17 protein-coding genes, 1 tRNA gene and 2 pseudogenes are annotated in these 19,775 nt (G+C 72.3%); 8 read left to right on the top strand and 12 right to left on the bottom strand.

Annotated elements, in window-relative coordinates; translation table 11 throughout:
• Window positions 1-1,077: pseudogene (locus tag ACH4C6_RS26050) on the bottom strand (hypothetical protein); the annotation flags it as partial.
• Between the two features lie 235 nt (window positions 1,078-1,312).
• Here ACH4C6_RS26050 and ACH4C6_RS26055 point away from each other — a divergent pair.
• From ACH4C6_RS26055 to ACH4C6_RS26065, 3 genes are all read left to right on the top strand, one after another.
• Entirely contained in the window at window positions 1,313-2,068 is a 756-nt protein-coding gene (locus ACH4C6_RS26055; protein WP_398111006.1) for a GPP34 family phosphoprotein, read from the top strand.
• 254 nt (window positions 2,069-2,322) lie between these two features.
• Window positions 2,323-3,180 (top strand): helix-turn-helix domain-containing protein, encoded by an 858-nt coding sequence (locus ACH4C6_RS26060; protein ID WP_398111007.1) that lies wholly within the window; start codon window positions 2,323-2,325, stop codon window positions 3,178-3,180.
• 196 nt (window positions 3,181-3,376) lie between these two features.
• Entirely contained in the window at window positions 3,377-3,568 is a 192-nt protein-coding gene (locus ACH4C6_RS26065) for a DUF397 domain-containing protein (RefSeq protein ID WP_010035575.1), read from the top strand.
• 123 nt (window positions 3,569-3,691) lie between these two features.
• Here ACH4C6_RS26065 and ACH4C6_RS26070 read toward each other — a convergent pair whose 3' ends face one another.
• From ACH4C6_RS26070 to ACH4C6_RS26080, 3 genes are all read right to left on the bottom strand, one after another.
• Window positions 3,692-4,570, bottom strand: coding sequence for a MerR family transcriptional regulator (locus ACH4C6_RS26070; RefSeq protein WP_398111008.1), 879 nt, complete (start codon window positions 4,568-4,570; stop codon window positions 3,692-3,694).
• Between the two features lie 167 nt (window positions 4,571-4,737).
• Window positions 4,738-5,253: a glutathione peroxidase gene (locus ACH4C6_RS26075; RefSeq protein WP_398111009.1), complete on the bottom strand. Its 516-nt coding sequence runs from the start codon at window positions 5,251-5,253 to the stop codon at window positions 4,738-4,740.
• Complete coding sequence (locus ACH4C6_RS26080) at window positions 5,250-6,248, bottom strand: ArsR/SmtB family transcription factor (RefSeq protein ID WP_398111146.1); 999 nt, start codon at window positions 6,246-6,248, stop codon at window positions 5,250-5,252. Before ACH4C6_RS26080 ends, ACH4C6_RS26075 begins: the two co-directional genes overlap by 4 nt.
• An 85-nt stretch (window positions 6,249-6,333) precedes the next feature.
• On the opposite strand from ACH4C6_RS26080, the gene ACH4C6_RS26085 reads away from it, so the two are divergent.
• The gene (locus ACH4C6_RS26085; protein ID WP_398111010.1) at window positions 6,334-7,536 is read left to right on the top strand and encodes an MFS transporter; all 1,203 of its coding nucleotides are present in this window, start codon (window positions 6,334-6,336) and stop codon (window positions 7,534-7,536) included.
• Between the two features lie 141 nt (window positions 7,537-7,677).
• Here ACH4C6_RS26085 and ACH4C6_RS26090 read toward each other — a convergent pair whose 3' ends face one another.
• From ACH4C6_RS26090 to ACH4C6_RS26105, 4 genes are all read right to left on the bottom strand, one after another.
• Window positions 7,678-8,406, bottom strand: a complete 729-nt coding sequence (locus tag ACH4C6_RS26090) for a hypothetical protein (RefSeq protein WP_398111011.1) — start codon at window positions 8,404-8,406, stop codon at window positions 7,678-7,680.
• 406 nt (window positions 8,407-8,812) lie between these two features.
• A complete protein-coding gene (locus ACH4C6_RS26095) occupies window positions 8,813-9,181 on the bottom strand; it encodes a hypothetical protein (RefSeq protein WP_398111012.1) in 369 nt (122 codons plus the stop codon).
• Window positions 9,182-9,450: 269 nt separating this feature from the next.
• The gene (locus tag ACH4C6_RS26100; protein ID WP_398111013.1) at window positions 9,451-10,812 is read right to left on the bottom strand and encodes a PQQ-binding-like beta-propeller repeat protein; all 1,362 of its coding nucleotides are present in this window, start codon (window positions 10,810-10,812) and stop codon (window positions 9,451-9,453) included.
• Entirely contained in the window at window positions 10,809-11,396 is a 588-nt protein-coding gene (locus ACH4C6_RS26105) for a SigE family RNA polymerase sigma factor (RefSeq protein WP_398111014.1), read from the bottom strand. The genes ACH4C6_RS26100 and ACH4C6_RS26105 overlap by 4 nt, the downstream gene beginning before the upstream one ends.
• A gap of 279 nt (window positions 11,397-11,675) precedes the next feature.
• Here ACH4C6_RS26105 and ACH4C6_RS26110 point away from each other — a divergent pair, with 279 nt between their 5' ends.
• The gene (locus ACH4C6_RS26110) at window positions 11,676-12,395 is read left to right on the top strand and encodes a hypothetical protein (RefSeq protein ID WP_398111015.1); all 720 of its coding nucleotides are present in this window, start codon (window positions 11,676-11,678) and stop codon (window positions 12,393-12,395) included.
• Window positions 12,396-12,521: 126 nt separating this feature from the next.
• On the opposite strand, the gene ACH4C6_RS26115 is transcribed toward ACH4C6_RS26110, so the two are convergent.
• The 3 genes and pseudogenes from ACH4C6_RS26115 to ACH4C6_RS26125 all read right to left on the bottom strand — a co-directional run.
• Window positions 12,522-13,079, bottom strand: a complete 558-nt coding sequence (locus ACH4C6_RS26115; protein WP_398111016.1) for a DinB family protein — start codon at window positions 13,077-13,079, stop codon at window positions 12,522-12,524.
• Window positions 13,080-13,556: 477 nt separating this feature from the next.
• A tRNA-Arg gene (locus ACH4C6_RS26120) sits at window positions 13,557-13,632 on the bottom strand.
• 136 nt (window positions 13,633-13,768) lie between these two features.
• Window positions 13,769-15,007 (bottom strand): annotated as a pseudogene (locus ACH4C6_RS26125) (M6 family metalloprotease domain-containing protein); the annotation flags it as partial.
• Between the two features lie 948 nt (window positions 15,008-15,955).
• On the opposite strand from ACH4C6_RS26125, the gene ACH4C6_RS26130 reads away from it, so the two are divergent.
• Together ACH4C6_RS26130 and ACH4C6_RS26135 are read left to right on the top strand one after the other, a co-directional pair.
• Window positions 15,956-16,600, top strand: coding sequence for a TetR/AcrR family transcriptional regulator (locus ACH4C6_RS26130; protein WP_369194532.1), 645 nt, complete (start codon window positions 15,956-15,958; stop codon window positions 16,598-16,600).
• A gap of 124 nt (window positions 16,601-16,724) precedes the next feature.
• Window positions 16,725-18,272 (top strand): MFS transporter, encoded by a 1,548-nt coding sequence (locus ACH4C6_RS26135; protein WP_398111017.1) that lies wholly within the window; start codon window positions 16,725-16,727, stop codon window positions 18,270-18,272.
• A gap of 82 nt (window positions 18,273-18,354) precedes the next feature.
• On the opposite strand, the gene ACH4C6_RS26140 is transcribed toward ACH4C6_RS26135, so the two are convergent.
• A complete protein-coding gene (locus ACH4C6_RS26140; protein ID WP_398111018.1) occupies window positions 18,355-18,888 on the bottom strand; it encodes a MarR family winged helix-turn-helix transcriptional regulator in 534 nt (177 codons plus the stop codon).
• Window positions 18,889-18,976: 88 nt separating this feature from the next.
• On the opposite strand from ACH4C6_RS26140, the gene ACH4C6_RS26145 reads away from it, so the two are divergent.
• A complete protein-coding gene (locus tag ACH4C6_RS26145; RefSeq protein ID WP_398111019.1) occupies window positions 18,977-19,762 on the top strand; it encodes a dioxygenase in 786 nt (261 codons plus the stop codon).
• Window positions 19,763-19,775 lie beyond the last annotated feature (13 nt).

Below are 19,775 nucleotides of genomic sequence, written 5' to 3' on the forward strand. Positions count from 1 at the left end.
GGCCTTGCCCGTGTCCTTGGAGGCCGTGCCTTGGGTGCCCCCGGCGACGGGCTTGCCGTCGGTCCGGAAGACGGCGGTCGGCCGGTCGACGTGGGGCGCGGCGGGCTTCGCGGACTTCCCGTCGCTGTCGCCGCCGTCGCCCTCGGTGGTGTCCTTGGTGTCGGCCTTGCCGGTGTCCTTGGTGTCGGCCTTGCCCGTGTCCTTGGAGGCCGTGCCTTGGGTGCCCCCGGCGACGGGCTTGCCGTCGGTCCGGAAGACGGCGGTCGGCCGGTCGACGTGGGGAGCGGCGGGCTCGTCACCGTCGCGGCCCTTGCCGGTCCGACCGGCGTCCGTGGCGTCGGCAGGGTCCTCGTCGGCGGTGGTGTCGGCGTCGGCGGTGGCGTCCGAGGCCGCGTCCCCCTTCGCGGCGGGGGCCTCGGTGGCGGACCCGGCGGAACGGTCCGCCTCCGGCTCACCGTCCTCGTCGCCCCGTGCGTCGTCGGACCCCGGCTTCCGGTCGGGCTCGCCGTCCTCGCCGTCCTGGTCGGCCGTGGCCACCCACGCGGCGACGGCCTCCCTGAGCCGCCCGTCACGGTCGGAGGCGTCCTCGTCCCGCCCGGCGGCACCGGCGTCGTCGCTTCCCTCGCCGGAAGCCTCGGCCGACGCGGCGTCCTCGTCACCGGCGCCGCCACCCCGGGTGTCACCCGGCTCGGCGTCCGCCCCCGAGTCGCCCTCGGCGCGCTCCGCCTCCCGCGTGCCGGCGTCGCTCCCGGCCTGCTCGGCGCTCGCGGTCGTGTCGGCCGCGTCAGTCGTGCCGGTCGTGTCGGTCGCGTCCGGCTCGGCGTCCGTACGCTCCGGCTCCGCCTCGGCGGACGCGGCCTTCGCGTCCCCGTCCGCGGGGACGGACAGGACGCGCGTCGCCGTGTCGACGCCACCGCGCCCCGCGGAGGAAGTCTTCGAACTCTTCGCGTCCCGGGCCACCGCGAGCCGCGGATCGGCGGACTCGCTCCTGGCCCCGGGAACCGGACCCGCGCTCCCCGACGTCGGTTCTGCCGACGACTCGCGCTGCTTCGACCTGTCGGGGGACTCGCCCGCCACCGATGCCTCCTCCTCGCGCCGCACCACCCGCGAACGCGTACCGAACCTCTACCGCCGCCCTGACCCCGCACACCGGCGCTGTCCGAACCATGTACCAGTGTCCTGTGCGCGGACCAGATCCATCCGGTAGACGAGAACGACATACCTACTGGTTCCACTACGAACCGGTCACGCACCCTCGACAGACCAATGTGAGAGGGGTCACCCTGTCTTTCATCCACGCGGGGAGGCATGGATGGGCAGGAGCCGCAGAACACTTCCGGAGGAGCTTCTGCTGCTGGCGTTGGACCCGGCCACGGGTACCACTGCACAGCCGCAGTCGCTCGACCTGGGTCTGGCCGGAGCACAGCTAGTGGAGCTGGCGCTGGCCGGACGGATAGCCCCGGACGGGGATCGTATCGCCGTGGTGGCACCACGGCCGACCGGAGATCCGACACTGGACTGCGCGTTGGAGTTGCTGCGAAGGCGTGGCGCTCCCGTGCGTGCCGTCCACTGGATCGGCGGACCCCGACTGGGGCTCCGTCAGACCTACCTCTCGCATCTGGAGCGGTGCGGCATGGTGCATGCCGTGGCGGGCCAGATGTGCGGAGTGCTGCCGACGACTCGCTACCAGGCGACGGACACCGAGATCAGCCGGGAGATCAGGGCCCGGCTGGACTCCGCGATCCGCACCGGCGTACCGCCGGACCCGCGGACCGCGGCGCTCGCCGCGCTGGCCCACGCGGTCGGACTGGGCAAGCACCTGTACCCGGGCAACGAGGGACGCTCCTCTCGCTCCCGGCTCAGGGACCTGATCAGGCACGACCCCATGGGCGGCCTCGTCGCGCACGCCGTGATGGACGTCCAGAACGGCGTGGGGGCACAGCCGCGCCGCAACCCGGCCCCGCCCGGCCGCCAGGCCGCCGGCGGACCCGGGCCCGCACCGGAACCGGCCCGGGGTGTTCCGATGCAGCCGCGCCACGGAAGCATGGCGCGCGCCGCGGTCCACTGACCGTCCGCGACCCGAACCGCCCGACGACCGGAACACCTCACGGGACCCCACGAGCCCGGTCACGGGAGCCGCTGTCCGAGCGGGGTGGCGAGAGCCGGCGCTCTCGCCACCCCGCTCGGGCGTGCCGTGGCGCGTCGGACTGGCGTGTACCCGTCGCACATCCACCGTTTCCCAGCGGTGGCGAGCACCTTGGTGGCAGTCTGCTCAACAGCAGATACGCAAAGTAGAGGCACGCAGCCGGAGGTGCACGTCCCGTGGCGTCCAATGTCAATCCCACCGTCAGGAGGCGCCGGCTCGGCCAGGAGCTCCGCAGGCTCCGGGAGCTCAAGGGCATGACGGCCGAAGAGGTCGCCGAGCGGCTGCTGGTGTCCCAGTCGAAGATCAGCCGGCTGGAGAACGGGCGGCGCAGCATCAGCCAGCGCGACGTGCGCGATCTGTGCGGGGTCTACGAGGTCGAGGACCAGCGGATCGTCGAGTCGCTGATGCAGATGGCCAAGGACTCGCGCCAGCAGGGCTGGTGGCACGCGTTCGGCGACATCCCGTACAGCGTCTACATCGGCCTGGAGACGGACGCCGAGTCGCTCAGGGTCTACGAACCCCAGATCATCACGGGCCTGTTGCAGACCCGCGCGTACGCCGAGGCCATCATCCGGGGCGGGTCGCCCGAGGCGTCGGACGCGGACCACGACAAGCGCGTCGAGGTCCGGCTGCGCCGGCAGGGACGTATCACCGCCGAGACGGAGCCGCTGCGGCTGTGGGTGGTGCTGGACGAGGCGTCCCTGCACCGGGTCGTCGGCAGCCGCCCGGTGATGCGCGAACAGCTGGAGCACCTCATCGAGATGTCGCAGCTGCCCCACATCACCGTGCAGGTCCTGCCGTTCGAGGTCGGCGCCCACGCGGGCATCAACGGCCAGTACTCCATCCTGGAGTTCGCCGACGCGGCCGACTCCAGCGTCGTCTACATCGAGGGCGTCACCAGCGACCTGTACCTGGAGAAGCCGCTCGACGTGCAGAAGTACACGGTGATGTACGAGCACCTGCGCGCCCAGGCCCTGAACGTGGACCAGTCCCGGCAGCTCATCGAGCGTCTGGCCAAGGACTACGCGCGCTGAGCGGCACCGGAGGACGACCGTCCGCCGGACGGGCCGCCGGATGCTACACCTCTGACACGGCCGACTGGAAGTCTCCACTGGAATATGCCATCCGGTCGAGTGAATGGCTGCGCCGAACGATGAGGCGGGCGAGTAGCGTCGATCACGCCAACCACCAGCACGGGTTGGCGTAAACGCAACTGGCTACGGAGCGATCATGGCTATTCGTCTGGGCGCCACGGAAACGTGGACGACGTCCTCCTACACCAACAACAACGGCGCCTGCGTGATGGTCAGGTCGACCGTCGAAGAGGCCCTGGAGCTCGGGGACACCAAGATCCCCGAGGGCCCCAAGCTGGCGTTCCCCGCCGACGCGTGGAGCGCCTTCGTGGCGTCGGTCAAGGCCTGAGCCGCGGCACGACAACAGCACAAGCACCACCGATCGGGCCCTCTCGACCAGTATCGCCGTCCTAGCCGAGAGGGCTCCGCTTGTGCCCGAGGGCGACGGGAAGTCCGGAGAACCGGAGATCCCTCAGCGCACCGGGAACGCCACGTCGCACACCAGGTCCTCTGGCCCTGCCGCCGTCCAGTCCGCGAAGTACAGCTCCCGGCACGGACCGGCCGGGGCGAGTCCCCGCGCCGCGATCCACTCCTCGACCGCCTCGAAGGCGGCCAGGATCTGCGGGTGCGCCACCTGCGCCTTGGTGATCCTGGTGTACGCCAGCCGCCCGGCCGGCTCCACCCGTACCGCCGTCTCCCAGGTCCGCCCGTGCCGCTCGGCCCACCGGCGGGCGGCCGCCTCGTCGGCGACCGGTACGCACGCCTCGGCCGGGCCGTCGCTCTCCATGGACACCTCGGCGTGGTAGGCGACGTACGGCACGCCCGCCACGCCCCCGCACTCCCGGGCCGCCTCCTCCAGGCGGCCCAGCGCCGCGCCGATCCACGCCGGCAGCTCGTCCGCCAGCGTGTGCCGCTTCTCGGTGATCACCACCTGGGCCGGCACGTCCACCGTCTCCACCGCGAACTTCCCGTCCATACCGGGACTCCTTCCCGACAGCCGTCCACGGAGGTACGCGGCGAGCGTCCGCTGACCGGCGCGTCGCGCCTCGACGTCCGCCCAGTACGCACCGAGCAGGTCCGCCGCCGCGGGGCCACCGCCCGTCGCGAGCACCTCGGCGATCCGGGCGAGCGGCATGTCCAGCTGCCGGAGCATCGCCACCAGCCGGGCCCGTTCGACCTGCCCGGCCCGGTAGTAGCGGTAGCCGGTGACCTCGTCCACGTGCGCCGGGGACAGCAGGCCCAGCCGGTCGTACAGCCGCAGGGCCTTGGGCGACAGCCGGGCCCGCGCGGCGAACGCGCCGATGGTCAGCAGCTCCCCGTCCGGTACGTCCACGACCGCATCCTCCGTCATCGGGCGGCCGTTCCGCCCGACGAGGAGGACGCTGCGGCCTGACCCAGGGGCAAGGTCAAGCGGCCCGGCCGGCACCGGGCGATCACCACCGGGCGATCACCACCGGGCGGGAGGCACCGCACGAGCGGCACCGGGCGGTTGGCGCCGCCCGGGCGGCACCGCGGGCGTCAGGACAGCTGGGCCTCGACGGCCGCGACCAGCTCCGGCGACTCCGGTTCCGTCTGCGGCGAGAAGCGGGCCACGACCTGCCCGTCCCGGCCGACGAGGAACTTCTCGAAGTTCCAGCGGATGTCCCCGCTGTGCCCCTCGGCGTCGGCGAAGCCGGTCAGGCGCTCGTACAGCGGGTGCCGCCCGTCGCCGTTGACCTCGACCTTCTCCGTCATCGGGAAGGTCACCCCGTACGTCGCCGAGCAGAACTCGGCGATCTCCTCGGAGTTGCCGGGCTCCTGCCCGAGGAACTGGTTGCAGGGCACACCGAGGACGGTGAAGCCGCGCCCGGCGTACCGCTCCTGCAGCCGCTCCAGTCCGGCGTACTGCGGGGTCAGACCGCACTTGGAGGCCACGTTCACCACGAGCACCGCACGGCCCGCGTACTGGGACAGGTCGGCCGAGCCGCCCTGGAGGGCGCCGATCTCGACGTCGAGAGGGGAGGAAGCGGAGGAAGAAGCAGGGGAAGTCGTCATGGAGCAGACCCTAGCTCCGGCCGGTGACGGTCCCGGTTCTGGGCCTCCACCAGGGTCTGCCCGGCCGCGGTCCGCGCGTACAGCACCGACCGGCCCGCCCGCGTCCGCTCCACCAGCCCCGCGTCCAGCAGCACCCGCAGATGCCGACCGACCGAGCCGAGCCCCTGCCCGGTCACCGCCACCAGCTGGCTGGTGCTCAGCGGCGAGGCGAGCCGGATCAGCACCCCGGCGCGGGCGGTGCCGAGCAGCGCGCCGAGACTCGCGGGCACGGGTCTGCCCCCGGGGTCGGCGAGCGCCCCGGCGCATGGGTAGACCAGCGCGTAGCGGTCCGTGCCTTCCCACGACACCCAGCCGACGCGCTGGACGGTGATCGGCACGAACACCAGCTCCGCGCCGGAGATCTCACGCGGCGGGTACTCGTGGGCGTTGACCTGGAGCCGGTTCTCGCCGAGCCAGCGCGTGCCCGGCCGCAAGGTGTCCAGGGCGGACGCCCAGCCGCCCCTGCTGACCTGGGCGGTCCGGGCCACCACATCGGCCTGGAGGATCCGCCGGCGGTGCGGCCAGTACGGGCGCACGGCCGTCTCCCAGACGTACGTGAGCAGATCCGCGGCCCGCGCGGGCAGATCGTCCCGGTCCAGGACGGGGGGCACCGGGCCGCGCAGGGACACCGTCAGATCGGTGCGGGCCGCCCGCGGGCAGGCCGCCCGCACCCGCGCCACCGCCTGCTCGAAGGTCTCGCCGTCGCAGGGCGTGGGGGCCAGGAAGTCGGCCGTCCACTCCGTCCCGATACCGGCCCCGACGAGCCGCGCGGTCACCGGGTCCCGCGTCAGGCGCGCGCGGTAGGCCGGCAGATGGGCGTCGAGCCAGCCGCGCTCACCGGGGTGCGCGGCCCGCGCCCCGTGCAGCAGGCGCAGGCTCGCGAAGACCTCGGCGAACGGGGAGATCACGAACCGGCTGCCGGCCAGGGTGTCGGCGTTGATCTGCCACCAGCCCACGGGCGCCCTCCCGGCCATGTCCTCGACGTTTCGCGTGTGCGCGAAACAGTAACCCCGCCCCGTGGGCCGCCCGGAGACTCCGGGCATGCGCAGTTACCGCGAACTGTTCCGCACCCCTGAGTTCACCCCCTTCTTCGTCGCCGCGTCGGCGCAGACCGTCGCCCAGACCATGGCCGGACTCGCCCTGGGCACCCTGGTGTACCGCGCCACCGGATCGCCCCTGCTGTCCGCGGTGAGCATGTTCGGTTCGTCGCTGGTGCAGGTGCTGGGCGCGACGTTCCTGCTCTCCGCCGCCGACCGCCTGCCCCCGCGCGCCGCCCTGACCTCCCTGGCCCTGCTGTTCGCCGCCGCCACGGCGGCCCTGGCCCTGCCGGGGCTGTCCGTCGCGGCGCTGTTCGCGATCGTCCTGGCCAGAGGACTGGCGGAGTCCGTCGGCGGGGGAGTGCGCTGGGGCCTGCTGAACGAGATCCTCACCAAGGACGGCTACCTGCTCGGCCGGTCGGTGTTCAACATGATGAGCGGCGTCATGCAGATCGCCGGGTACGCCACCGGCGGCACCCTCGTGGCCCTGCTGTCCCCGAGGGCGTCCCTGCTGGTGGCCGCCGGCCTGTACCTCGCGGCGGCCGCGACCCTCCGCCTCGGCCTGACCGTCCGCCCGCCCCGGACCACGGGCCGCCCCTCGGTGCGGGCCACCTGGCGGGCCAACGCCCTGCTGTGGTCGTCCCCGCCGCGCCGCCAGGTCTACCTCGCCCTGTGGATCCCCAACGGCCTCGTCGTGGGCTGCGAGTCCCTGTACGTCTCCTACGCGCCGGAGGCCGCCGGCACGCTGTTCGCCTGCGCCGCGCTCGGCATGCTGGCCGGGGACGTCCTGGTGGGCCGCCTGCTGCCGCCGGCCCTGCGCCGGCGCCTCGGCTTCCCCCTCCTGCTGCTCCTGGCCCTGCCGTACGTGCCGTTCCTGCTGCTGCCGCCCCTGCCCCTGGCGGCCGCCGCGGTCACCCTGGCCTCGGCCGGCTTCGGCGCGAGCCTCGTCCAGCAGGAACGCCTGGTGGAACTGACCCCCGACGACATGACGGGCCACGCGCTCGGGCTGCACTCCGCCGGCATGCTCACGATGCAGGGCGTGGCGGCGGCACTGGCCGGCTCGGTGGCCCAACTGACCTCCCCCGCCGGGGCGATGACCGCGATGGCCGCGGCCTCGGCGGCCGTGACGCTGCTGCTCATGGCGGCGGACGGACGGGTACGGCGGCGGCCGGTGGCGGTGCCGGGCGGTGGCGGGGCGGGGTGGTAGCGGTGCGGGGCGGTAGCGGTGCCCGGCTGAGAGGGCCGGTCGGACGGGACCGGTCGGACGGGACCGGTCGGACGGGACCGGGCGGACAGGATCGGTCGGACAGGATCGGTCGGACAGGACCGGTTCGGCGACCGGGCGCCGTCACGGCCGGTCGCCGAACCGGTCCCCGGGGGCACCGCCCTCCGCGCCGCCGTCGTCGGGGGCCTCCCCCTCGATGAGGCGTTCGGCGATGTCGTCGGCCCACTCCTGGGCCCAGCGCCGCAGCCCGGCGACGCTCCCGGGCTCGACACCCTCGGCGACGAAGGCCCGGTCGTCGAGCCAGTCCGTGCCGGTGAGCCGGGCCTGGAGGTCGGTCAGGTCGAAGGAGTCCGGGGCGTGCCGGCGGGCGAGCTCCTCGAGCTCGGGATGGCTCCAGCGGGAGGAGACGGCGTGGACGTGCACGAGGTCGCGGGCGAGTCCCTGATCGGCCAGGTCGCGCACCCGGATGCCGACGAGGTCCTCCAGCGACAGCGCCGGTCCCAGTCCGGTGGGCACGGGAGGGCGCCAGAGCACTTCCTTGCGCAGGGAGACCCCGCACTCCCGCCCGGTCGCCGCGTCCGTCGCGAGGAAACCGGCGGCCAGCGGATCGCCCTCCAGCGTCCGCACGAGCCAGCCGCGCGCCACGAGCCCGGTCCGTACGGCACCGGCGATCTCGTCCATCCCGGCGGGATGCTCGGTGGCGAGCCCCACTTCCGGACCACCGCGCGCGGCGAGCCCGTGGGCGACCATCCCGTACCCCCCGGCCAGGACGAGCCCGTACGCCTCCCCGACAGCCAGCACGTCACCGACGAGCCGAAGACAGGGCTCGGGGACGTCGTCGGGGTCGGACATGCCGTGATTATCCAACGGAAGAGCAGACGGGTTCCCTCGGACCACCCCGGACGGGTGACAGACCCGACTGCCGGCGTGGGGGCCGTGACGAGGAAACGCCGCGAACGACGCCCACCCAGGGGCGCGGGGAACTGCGCATGGGCAGAGGGGCCGGGACGATGGAACGCCGCGAGCGACACCGACTCAGGGGCGCGGGGAACTGCGCACGGGCAGGGGCCGGGACGATGGAACGCCGTGAGCGACACCGACTCAGGGGCGCGGGGAACTGCGCATGGGCAGGGGGCCGGGAGGGTGGAGCGCCGCGTACGACACCGACTCAGGGGCGCGGGGAACTGCGCGACCAGCCCCCACCGCGCCGCACAACCGCACACACCCGAGCCCCCCCGGCCCTCACCCACACGCCGCGCTACACCCCCGGCGACGCGACGCCACCCCCGCGCCGCCCGGCGATCAGCCACACGCCCCGCGCCACGGCCCACACCACCAACCCGGCGGCGACAGGCGCACCGAGGACGAGGAGCAACCCGGCCCCGATGTTCGCCCCGACGACCCCCGCCGTCAGCACCCGCCACCCCACTCCGGCCATGAGCCCGACGACCACGAGCGGCCCGACGACACTCCACCAGCGCGGATCCAGCACACCCCGCCGAGCACCCCGCATCAGCACCACCGCACCGGCCGCGACCCCCACCAGGGCGATTCCCCCGACGACCGCGGCCACCCCGTCCCCCACCCCCCAGGGCTGGAACGCGTAGTCGAGCTCACCGGCAGGCAACCCCGCGTAGTCCTGCCGCCCCGTCAACCCCCAAGCAGCAACAGGAACCAGACCCACGACCGCAGCTCCGGCAGCAACCATTCCCCGTGTCCTCATGCCCCCAGCCTCACCGCCCACCCCGCCACGGTCATGAGCACGCGTACTCAGGTACGCCCCCCAACCAGCCCGCTAGGGTTCCCGCATGGCACTCGCGGACATAGCGCGCACCGAGATCCTCAAGGCGATCGAGGGGCCTCGCGTGCGCGTCGGTCCTGTGGGGGTCCCTCCCGTCAGCCCCCGGTCCGCGGCAGCAGCGACACGGTCCGCGGACCGTTCCGGACGATCAGCGCGTCCTCGTGGAGCAGGAGTTGAGGTGAGCCGGCCGAACCCGACCCCGGCGTGCCGATGTCGGCGTGGCCGCGCCACACCCGCTCACCCGTCAGCAGATCCAGCGCGGAGAGGTTCCCGGTGTCGTCGGCGAAGTACACGACACCCTGCCGCTCCGACACCACGGGGGACACGGCCTGTGCGAACGCGTCCGGTCCCGGCACCTCGACACCCGCGGGGCGCGTCCACAGGCTCCTGCCCGCGGACAGGGAGAAGACCGAGGCTGCGCCCTGCCGCGACAGTGAGACCACGCGGTCACCGGCGACCTCCAGCGCCGCGAGCGGCCCCACCCGGTAGGGCCACGAGGTCTGCTTCCCGGACCCGCTGACGGTGATCAGCCGCAGGTTCTTCCCGGCCCCGCCCTTCGACGCGAGCAGCACCATCCGGCCCCCCGAGGTACCGACGAGATCCGCCCTGCCGTCCAGGGTCGTCACCTTCGTGGCGCGTCCCGTCGCCGGATCGAGCCGGAGGACGTCCGTGTCATGGGGCTCCTCGGTGTCCCGCGTGCACAGCAGATGGGGCACCCCGCTCACCGCGGCCCGCTCGCACACCGTCCCCTTGGCCCAGCTGAACCGCCACTTCTCCGCGCCGGTGTGCGGATCCAGGGCCGACATGGTCCGGATGGTCGGTGTGTTGGCCAGCACCGCGCCGTCGATGAGCAGGGCGGCCTGCCCCGTCCGGTCGTCCTGGGGCATCTCGGCCTTCCACAGCACCTCACCGCTCCCGCCGTCCACGGCCATGAGATCGGTGCCGCCCGCGTAGTCGCCGTCCGGCAGGTTCTCCGCGGTGTGATTCCGGTAGGCGTAGACGACCCCGTCGCGCGCCGCGAAGGGGTGATCGATCCCGCCGCCCTCGCGGTTGACGGCGACGGTCCACTGCCGCTTCCCGGTGCCGGCGTCGAACTTCGCCACGTCGTACCGCGACCCGGCGCAGTACAGCGCGCCACCGTCGACCAGACAGCCCCGCTCACCCGCTCCCCGGATCTCCCCCTGCCAGGGCTTCCAGCCGTCGGGGGGAGTCGCCGGACGCGTGGCAGCCGGGCGCGCGGGCCGTTCATGCCCGCCCGCGCCACCGTCCCCCAGCCCGAACACCGCCCCGGCCGCGATCGCGACGACGGCGACCGTCGCTCCCGCGGCCTGCGAGAAGCGCCGCCGGCCGCGCCGCCGCACCACCCGCTCGACCAGATCGCCGGGCGCCCGCACCCCGTCCAGGTCGACCGCGTGCAGCGTCTCCCGGACCTTCGCCTCCACCTGCTCCGTGGTCATCCCCGGACCTCCTTCGGCGTGTAGCTGAGCGACTGCACCTGCGGCCCGGACTGCCCGGGCTGCCCGGACTGCACTTGCTGCCCGGGCCCATCGGGACCGAGTTCCGGCACCAGGGCGCGGAGTTTGGCGAGCGACCGGTGCGCCGTGCTGCGCACCGTCCCGACCGGGCACCCCAGCAGCGCCGCGACCTCGCCCTCGGGGAGGTCCTCGAAGTACCGCAGCACGACAACGGCCCGCTGCCGCTTGCTCAGACGCCCGAGCGCCGCCCACAGGGCGATCCGCACCTCGGAGCCCGCGTCGGCGTCGGCGTCCGTCGCGACATCGGGCAGCACGGGCACCGTCGTCTCGGCGCGATGCCTGCGGAGCCGCCAGCGGTTGACCTGCTGGCGGTACATGACCTGCCGGACGTACGCCTCGTGCTGCTCGATGCGCGCCCACCGCCCGTACACCTTCATCAGCGCGATCTGCAGCAAATCCTCGGCAGCATGCCGGTCCCCTCCGGTCAACAGCACCGCGAGCCGCAGCAACGCGGTGGACCGCATCGCCACGAACTCCCGGAACTCTTCAAGCTCAGAGCCCTTCATCGACCCTCCCCTTCTCGAACGATCACGACGGGGTAAGGGGGGTGTGGCTATCCCTCATGGCCGGGATCGACGCGAAGGCGAGGGCCGCACCAGCACTCGACGAAGCCGTGCCGCCGAGGCCAAGGCTGACTGAAGCAACACCTGGACAGGACAAGTCAGTTGGCTTTGCCAAGGTATGGAAACCGCTCTATGAGGAAAAGTCATTCTATGGCGCCCACTCTTTCGGAAGCCGACGGCCACTACGACGTGCGGCGTGGAGCAGCTACGTACGCTCCGATCGTGGGCGCGTTCGGGGCTCTCGCGGTTCCCACGGTTACGGTTCTGTTCACCAGCACACCTCCTGGCAAAGGACTCCTGGTCACGATGGCGACGGGGTTGCTCGTCATCGCCATCATCGCGAGCCTCACCGGTTCGATCGGCCTGGCTGCGATAGGCGCCGAACGGGACGAAACGGCCAACCTTCCACCCGCGGTGATGTGCATAGCCGTGGCGGTCGTCGTATCGATCGTCTCTGTTCTTGCAGCCTTCGAAGTGCTGGCAGCGATCTATCTGCCGACGGCGCGGACGCTGTTCTCGATCATCACCGGGGTGGGTGGGCTGGCTGGTGCCTACTTCACGTCCTTCACCGTGGGCGACTGCTACCGCACGGGCCCTCGCGATCCGAGCGTGCGCCCGGCGTGGCTTGCGAAGCAGTGGATCCAGGATCAGGAAAGCGCCTACAAGCAGGCACAGCGCCTGGCCGTCTTCGGGGCGATCCCCATCCTGCTGGCCATGGCAGCGCGAACATTCCTGGGCCACTTCGCCCCCACTTCGACAAGTGTCAACGCGCTTGTGGGCAGCGGTCTTCTGCTTGCCATGGGAGGCATCTTCGTCGGCGTGCAGCGCACGGCGCACGCGCTCAGGAATGAGGATCAAAAAGGTGTCAGAATGTACGAGGCCTATACCGCGACCCTGAGTGTCGCCCTCTACTCGGCAGCTCTCATCGTGTTTCTGCCTTAACGGGATCGGGATGCCAGCCGCTCCGCCGACGTTCCGGACCGGCGGAGCACGCGGCAAAGGCCTTTGCGCAGTCACCGGCGGACCGCGCCCCCTTAGAGGGAGGGCTGCACCCTGTCGTGCGGCCGACTACCCCATGGTCTTGGCGCCGTCCAGGGACTCGCGGATGATGTCGGCGTGGCCGGCGTGCTGAGCGGTCTCGGTGATGATGTGCATCACTACCCGGCGAGCCGACCATCGTGCACCCGGCTCGGACCACGGGGCCTTCGGCAGCGGCTGTGTGGCGTTCAAGTCGGAGAGGCTGGCGACCAGTTCGTCGGTTCGGCGGGCCGCGTCAGCGTAGGCGAGGAGCACACCGTCCAGCGTCTCGCCGGGCAGCATCTGGAACTCGTCGGCCCGTCGGGCCCAGTCCGCCTCGGTCATGGTGGTGAAGTCGGGCATCGCCGACGGGCCGTCCACGATGAACCGCGCCCAGGCCCACTCGACAGCAGTCACATGTTTGATCAGGCCACCTAGGCACAGCTGGCTGGCGGTGCTCCGGCGCCCGGCCTGCTCGTCGGTGAGGTCACGGGTGGTGAAGCGCAAGAAGTGCCGATGCTTGGCCAGGGACTCCAGCAGATCGGCGCGCTCGCCGGTGGAGGCCGAGTCGCCGTTGGCCGGTTCGTTGACAGTCGTGGTCCCGCTCATGATGGCTGCCTTCCGTGATTCGTGTTCCGCCGGGCAGGTAGAACGCTAGGAGGCATCTAGGCCAGGCCCTGACCCATAGGGCACGTCGTCCAGGACACGCCGCATCCGCGAGTGACCGCCCGCAATGAAGTCAGGCGTGGACGTCAAAGGCCCACCTACGAAAGTCGTACGTGGGCCTTCTGTCTGATGCCCCTGCAGGATTCGAACCTGCACCCGCTCAAGAGCGGGTGCGCATCCCTGCCTGCGACACCCGCTTTAGGAGTTCGATCTACGCCCGTACCTGGGCTCGTCGTCGGCTGGTCCGGTGGCCGCGCATGGGCGCTGCTGTATGCCGCTGTCCGGGCCCGTTGATGTCAGCGGAACAGCCCCGGAACTGGGCAGACTTCCCAGACCTCGCCGGGCCGGTCCAAAGCCCGCGCTGATGTCAGAAGTGGATGCAAAAGGCCCCAGACCATGATCGGTCCGGGGCCTTTTGGCTGGTGCCCCCGGCAGGATTCGAACCTGCGACACCCGCTTTAGGAGAGCGGTGCTCTATCCCCTGAGCTACGAAGGCAGTCGTGTGGTCCGGAAGACCACAGGCGTCAGCGTACCGGATGCGGGTCGGGACGGTGGGGGGTCGGGGCGGGGGAGAGAAGGGGGGCGGTGCCCCTTGCCACGCCCGGTGGGCTTCCCGTGCCCGTGCGGGCGCCCCGCGTCACCCTGACCCGGTAACCGCCCTCCGGGCCCTCCCCGGTGACCTGCACCTCCACCCCGCTTCGCGCGTCGCGGAACGTCTCGCCGGGGGTGTACGGCGCGTCGGACAGCTCGGCGTGGACATTCGGGGAGCGGACGCAGCCGCCGCTGTCGCGGCGGGCGTCGTGGACCGTGACCGGGCCCATGCCCGTGTCGACCTCCGCGTCGACCTCGTAGATCAGCACGCCCGGCCGGCACACCGCCTCGTCGTTGCCGGCGCGCGTGCGGACCTCCACGGCGTAGCCGGTCCTGCCGTCGACGGGGAGGAAGATCAGCTTGGGGCCGCCCGCCTGCGAGAGGGGCGTGAGGGTGAACTCCGTCGTGCCGGCGGCGGCCGCGCAGTGCACCTGGGACGCGTCCAGCCAGCCCAGCTTCCACTTGTGCCAGCCGAGGAAGTCGTTGTTGGCCCCCCAGTCCTCGCTCATGATGTCCCAGTGGCCGACCGCGCCCCCGCCCTCGGCGGTGTAGAGGTCGGGCAGGCCGAAGACATGGCCGTTCTCGTGGGGGAGCACGCGGTAGCCGGTGCGGTCGTAGGAGCCCGATCCGTCGTCCTGGCGCGAGTAGACGAACGAGGCGTTGGCGACGGGAACCCCGTCGGCCTGGGGGGCCTCGGTGTTGCCGGCGAACGTGACGGACAGGACGGTGTCCAGGGCGGAGGGGCCCGCGTTGGGAGTGACCAGGACGTTCAGCAGGTCGTAGCGGCCGAAGTCCACCTGCGGGTCGGCCGCGGCGACGAGGTCCTGGACCAGCGCGCGGTAGCCGGGCTCGAAGGGGGCCCCGCGCTCTATGCCGTAGTCGTGGAAGGACTTCGGCATCCGCAGCCAGTCGGATATCGGGGTCTCGGGGCGGTAGTCGAGGCGGCCGTAGGAACTGGTGCGGAACCACTCCGTGGTCTGCGGGAAGAACTCCCGGTAGCGGTCCAGGGCCCGGCCCTCGCCGGGGGCGTCCGAGAAGTCGATCATCAGCGTGAGGGCGCGCACGGTGCCGGTGGAGCGGGCGTAACCGGCCGACGTCGGGATGCCCTCGGACATCTGGACCTCGCGGGCCGGGCGGATCAGGCAGGGGGTGTGCGCGGGCGTGCGGGACAGGGTGGTCGGGGCCGCTCCCGCCGTCATGGCGTCGGGGGCCAAGCGCCCCGATCCGGCCGACGTGCTCACCGTGAAGGTCAGTGCGGTGACGCAGGCCAGCGCGGCCAGGCGCCGCCGGGGTATGCGGCGGCGGCAGCGGGCGAGCGGTTCGGGACCGCCTTCGTCGTGGCCGCCCTTGCCGGGACTCCCGTCGTCGTGGCCGCCCTTGCCGGGACTCCCGTCGTCGTGGCCGCCCGTGCCGTGGCCGCCCCTGCCGTGGCCGCCCGTGCCGTGGCCGCCCCTGCCGTGACCGCCTTCGTCGTGGCCGCCCTTGCCGTGACCGCCTTCGTCGTGGCCGCCTTTGCCGGGACTCCCGTCGTCGTGGCCGCCCTTGTCGTGGCCACCCGTGCCGGGACCGCCCCTGCCAGGGCCACCCGTGCCGGGACCGCCCCTGCCAGGGCCGCCCCTGCCGGGACCGCCCCTGCCGGGACCGCCGGTGCCGGGACCGCCCTCGTCGTTGCCACCCGTGCCGTGGCCGCCCGTGCCGGTGCCTCGGGGCGCGTGCCCGCTGCTCTCCCCCCGCCGGGATATGCCGCCGCCGACCTGTTCGCCGTCGTCCTCGCCGCCGCGTCGGCGTATGCGGTGGCCGGGCGGCCCCGCGTTGCTCGTCCGGGGGCGCCGGGGCCGCGGCTGCGGCTGTGGCTGCGTGCCAGGGACCTGCAAGGGACCTCCCGCGCCACGGCAGCCTCCCGTCTCCGGCTGCACCCTTGCGCTCACCCTGCGGCGCCGGGTGCGGGGTCGCCCGCTGGACGAGACCGATCGTGGGTTTCCCGCGAGTAGCCCGGATCGTCGGCGGACGTCGGCTTGCGGGGGAGGGCTCCCGGGTACTCGGCCCTGTCGGTCCATCGCTCCGGCTGTGCGGCCCCCTCCGCCCATCTCCGAGGAATGTGACCCAGGTCACATATAAAGTTCCCGCGTTCGGGAAATACCGGGGACCCACTCCCCGTTTAGCCAGGTGTCCGACTGAAACGGGGAGCCTCTCCCCGGATCATCAACCCCTTGCCACAGGAGGGCACCGTGCAGACCGCCACCCCCGCACAGCGCAAGGCGCCCCGGCCCCGTGCCGACGCCCTGCGCAACCGGGAGCGGATCGTCACCGCCGCCCGGGAGATGTTCGTCGAGCACGGCCCCGAGGTGCCGCTCGACGAGATCGCCCGCCGGGCCGGCGTCGGCAACGCCACGGTGTACCGCCACTTCCCCGACCGCGACGCCCTCGTCCGCGAGGTCGTCTGCTCCGTCATGGACCGCACGATCGCGGCGGCCGAGTCCGCGCTCGCCGAGACCGGCGACGCGTTCGAGGCGCTGGAGCGCTTCGTGCACGCCGCCGCGGACGAGCGGATCAGCGCGCTCTGCCCGATGGTCTCCAGCACGTTCGACCAGCACCACCCGGACCTGGAGGCCGCGCGCGAGCGCGTCGAGCGGCAGATCGAGGAGGTCATGAACCGGGCCCGGGAGGCCGGTCAGCTGCGCTCCGACGTGGACGTCGGGGACGTCATGATCGGCGTGGCCCAGCTCAGCAGGCCCCCGGCCGGTACGGACTGCTTCCGCGCCGACCGTTTCGTCCACCGTCATCTCCAGCTGTTCCTGGACGGGCTGCGGGCTCCCGCCCGTTCCGTCCTGCCGGGCACCGCCGCCACCCTGGAGGACCTGCGCCGCCCCTGACCGATTAGTTCCGCCCTTTCCACCCGTCTGTAGACCAGGCGACAGTCCCAGCGGCCGCCGCACCGGGCGAGCCGTCACCTTTCGTCGCACTTTTCCGTCACGAAGTCCCGAAGTGGGTACCCCCATGTCTGAAACAGCCTCCAAGGCCCGCGTCACCCCGGCCGTACCGGACGAACCGGATCCCGGTCGATGGAAGGCGCTCGTCTTCATCGCGCTCGCCCAGCTGATGGTCGTCCTGGACGCCACCATCGTGAACATCGCCCTGCCCTCCGCCCAGCAGGACCTCGGCATCTCCGACGGCAACCGGCAGTGGGTCGTCACGGCCTACGCCCTCGCCTTCGGCGGTCTGCTGCTCTTCGGCGGCCGGATAGCCGACCTGTGGGGCCGCAAGAAGGCCTTCGTGGTCGGACTGGGCGGCTTCGCCGCGGCCTCCGCGCTCGGCGGCGCCGCGACCAACGAGGCGATGATGTTCGGCGCCCGCGCCCTCCAGGGTGTCTTCGGCGCCCTGCTCGCGCCCGCCGCGCTCTCCCTGCTCGCCGTGATGTTCACCGACGCCAAGGAGCGCGCCAAGGCGTTCGGCATCTACGGCGCCATCGCCGGTGGTGGCGGTGCCGTCGGCCTGATCCTCGGCGGTTTCCTCACCGAGTACCTGGACTGGCGCTGGACGTTCTTCGTGAACATCCCGTTCGCCGTCGTCGCCGCGGCCGGTGCCTACTTCGTCATCCGTGAGCCCAAGGGCGGCCGCAACCGCTCCCCGCTCGACATCCCCGGCGTGGTCCTGTCCACCCTCGGCCTGGTCGCCCTGGTCTACGGCTTCACCCGCGCCGAGTCCGACGGCTGGAGCGACGCCGTGACCGTGGGCATGTTCGTCGCCTCGGCCGTGCTGCTGCTGGCCTTCGTGGTCGTCGAGTCCAAGGTCAAGGCCCCGCTGCTGCCGCTGCGCGTGGTCACCGAGCGCAACCGCGGGGGCATCTACCTCTCCCTCGGTCTCGCGATCATCGCGATGTTCGGCCTGTTCCTCTTCCTGACCTACTACCTGCAGATCGTGAAGGGCTACTCGCCGGTCAAGACCGGGTTCGCGTTCCTGCCGATGATCGCGGGCATGATCACGGGCTCGACGCAGATCGGCACCCGCCTGATGACCCGGGTCGCCCCGCGCCTGCTGATGGGCCCCGGCTTCCTGGTCGCCGCGCTCGGCATGCTGCTGCTGACCCAGCTGGAGATCGGCTCCTCGTACGCGGCCCTGCTGCTGCCGGCGATGCTGCTGCTCGGCCTCGGCATGGGCACGGCGTTCATGCCGGCCATGTCGCTGGCGACCCAGGGCGTCGAGCCGCGGGACGCCGGTGTCGCCTCCGCGATGGTCAACACCTCGCAGCAGGTGGGCGGCGCGATCGGCACGGCCCTGCTGAACACCATCGCCGCCTCGGCGACCACCTCGTACATCGCCGACCACATCGTCGGCGCGACCAGCCGGTCCCAGCAGCAGCTGGTCCAGCTGGAGGGCCAGGTGCAGGGCTACACCAGCGCCATCTGGTTCGCGGTCGGCATCCTGGTGGTGGCCGCCGCGATCGCCCTGACGCTCGTCAACGCCGGCCGTCCGAACATGACCCCGGCGACCGGTGCCGGCGAGGGCGCGGCGGACGAGGTGCAGATCCCGGTCGTCGCCCACTGACGGCGGCGCCCACCTTCGGGCCGTTTCGCGGGTACGGGGAAGGGGACGCCTCGTACCCGCGGCAATCCGGACCTGCTCCGGCTCAGCGGAGCCAGGGCAGGTCCGCACCCGCTTCGGCCGGCTGGAGTCCCTCGGCGATGATCCGCATGATCTCGCCGAGGGACTTCTGCTGTTGCGGGGAGAGCCGGTCGAAGACCGCCTGGCGTACGGCCTCGACATGGCCCGGCGCGGTCTGCCGCAGCACCTCGTAGCCCTCCTCGGTGAGGACGGCGAACTGGCCGCGCTTGTCGTCGGGGCAGTCCTCGCGCCGCACCCAGCCGCTCTTCTCCAGACGCGCGATCGCGTGCGAGAGGCGGGAGCGGGTGATCTTCGCCAGTCTCGCCAACTCGGTCATCCGCAGCCGCCGCCGCGGTGACTCGCCGAGCTTGACCAGCAGGCCGTAGTAGACGTGCGGCATGCCCGCGTCGCGCTGGAGCTGACGGTCGAGATGGTCGTCGAGGAGGGTGACGCCCTCCATGAACGACCGCCACACGCGCTGCTCCTCGTCGGTGAGCCAGCGCGGTTCCAGGGGCTCCGCGGCGGAGCCCGGCGACGGTGCGGATGCGGGTGCCTTCATGTGCTCCACTGTACGCGGACTCTCCTTGAACTTTAAACAAGTGTGTCTTACAGTTTTCAAGTAACAGGTCCCCGGAAGGAGCCGCAGCATGTCCGCCGCCATCGGGGAGCGCATGCCCGCTCTCTACCTCAGTCACGGTGCCCCGCCCCTGGCCGACGACCCGGTCTGGCCCGGCGAACTGGCCGCCTGGTCCGCCCGCCTGCCGCGCCCGCGGGCGATCCTCGTCGTCTCCGCCCACTGGGAGGAGGCCCCGCTCGCCCTCGGCGCGACCGACACCGTCCCCCTCGTCTACGACTTCTGGGGCTTCCCGCAGCACTACTACGAGGTGACCTACGCCGCCCCCGGCGCACCGCAGCTCGCCGAGTCCGTACGCAAGCTGCTGCGCGCCCCCGGCACCCCCGTCCAGGACGTCCCCGACCGCGGCCTCGACCACGGCGCCTACGTCCCGCTGGTCGAGATGTACCCGGAGGCCGACATCCCGGTGCTTCAGGTGTCCATGCCGACGCTGGACCCGGTCCGGCTCATGGAGATCGGCCGCCGCCTCGCCCCGCTGCGCGACGAGGGGGTCCTGATCGTCGGCTCCGGCTTCTTCACCCACAACCTCGCGGCGCTCCGGCAGGGCGGCATCCCGGCCTGGTCGGCGGAGTTCGACGACTGGGGCCGGCGGGCCCTGGAGAGCCGGGACGTGGACGCGCTGCTGGACTTCACCCGCAAGTCGCCGGCCGGGACGCTGGCCCACCCGCGCACCGAGCACTTCGCCCCGCTGTTCGTGACCATGGGCGCGGCGGACGCCGCCGGTGAGCTGGACGCGCACGAGTCGGTGATCGACGGGTTCTGGATGGGCCTGGCGAAGCGGTCGGTGCAGTTCGGCTGACCCGGCCCCCCCG

The organism is Streptomyces sp. NPDC017943 (assembly GCF_044328425.1).
Classification (GTDB): domain Bacteria; phylum Actinomycetota; class Actinomycetes; order Streptomycetales; family Streptomycetaceae; genus Streptomyces; species Streptomyces djakartensis_A.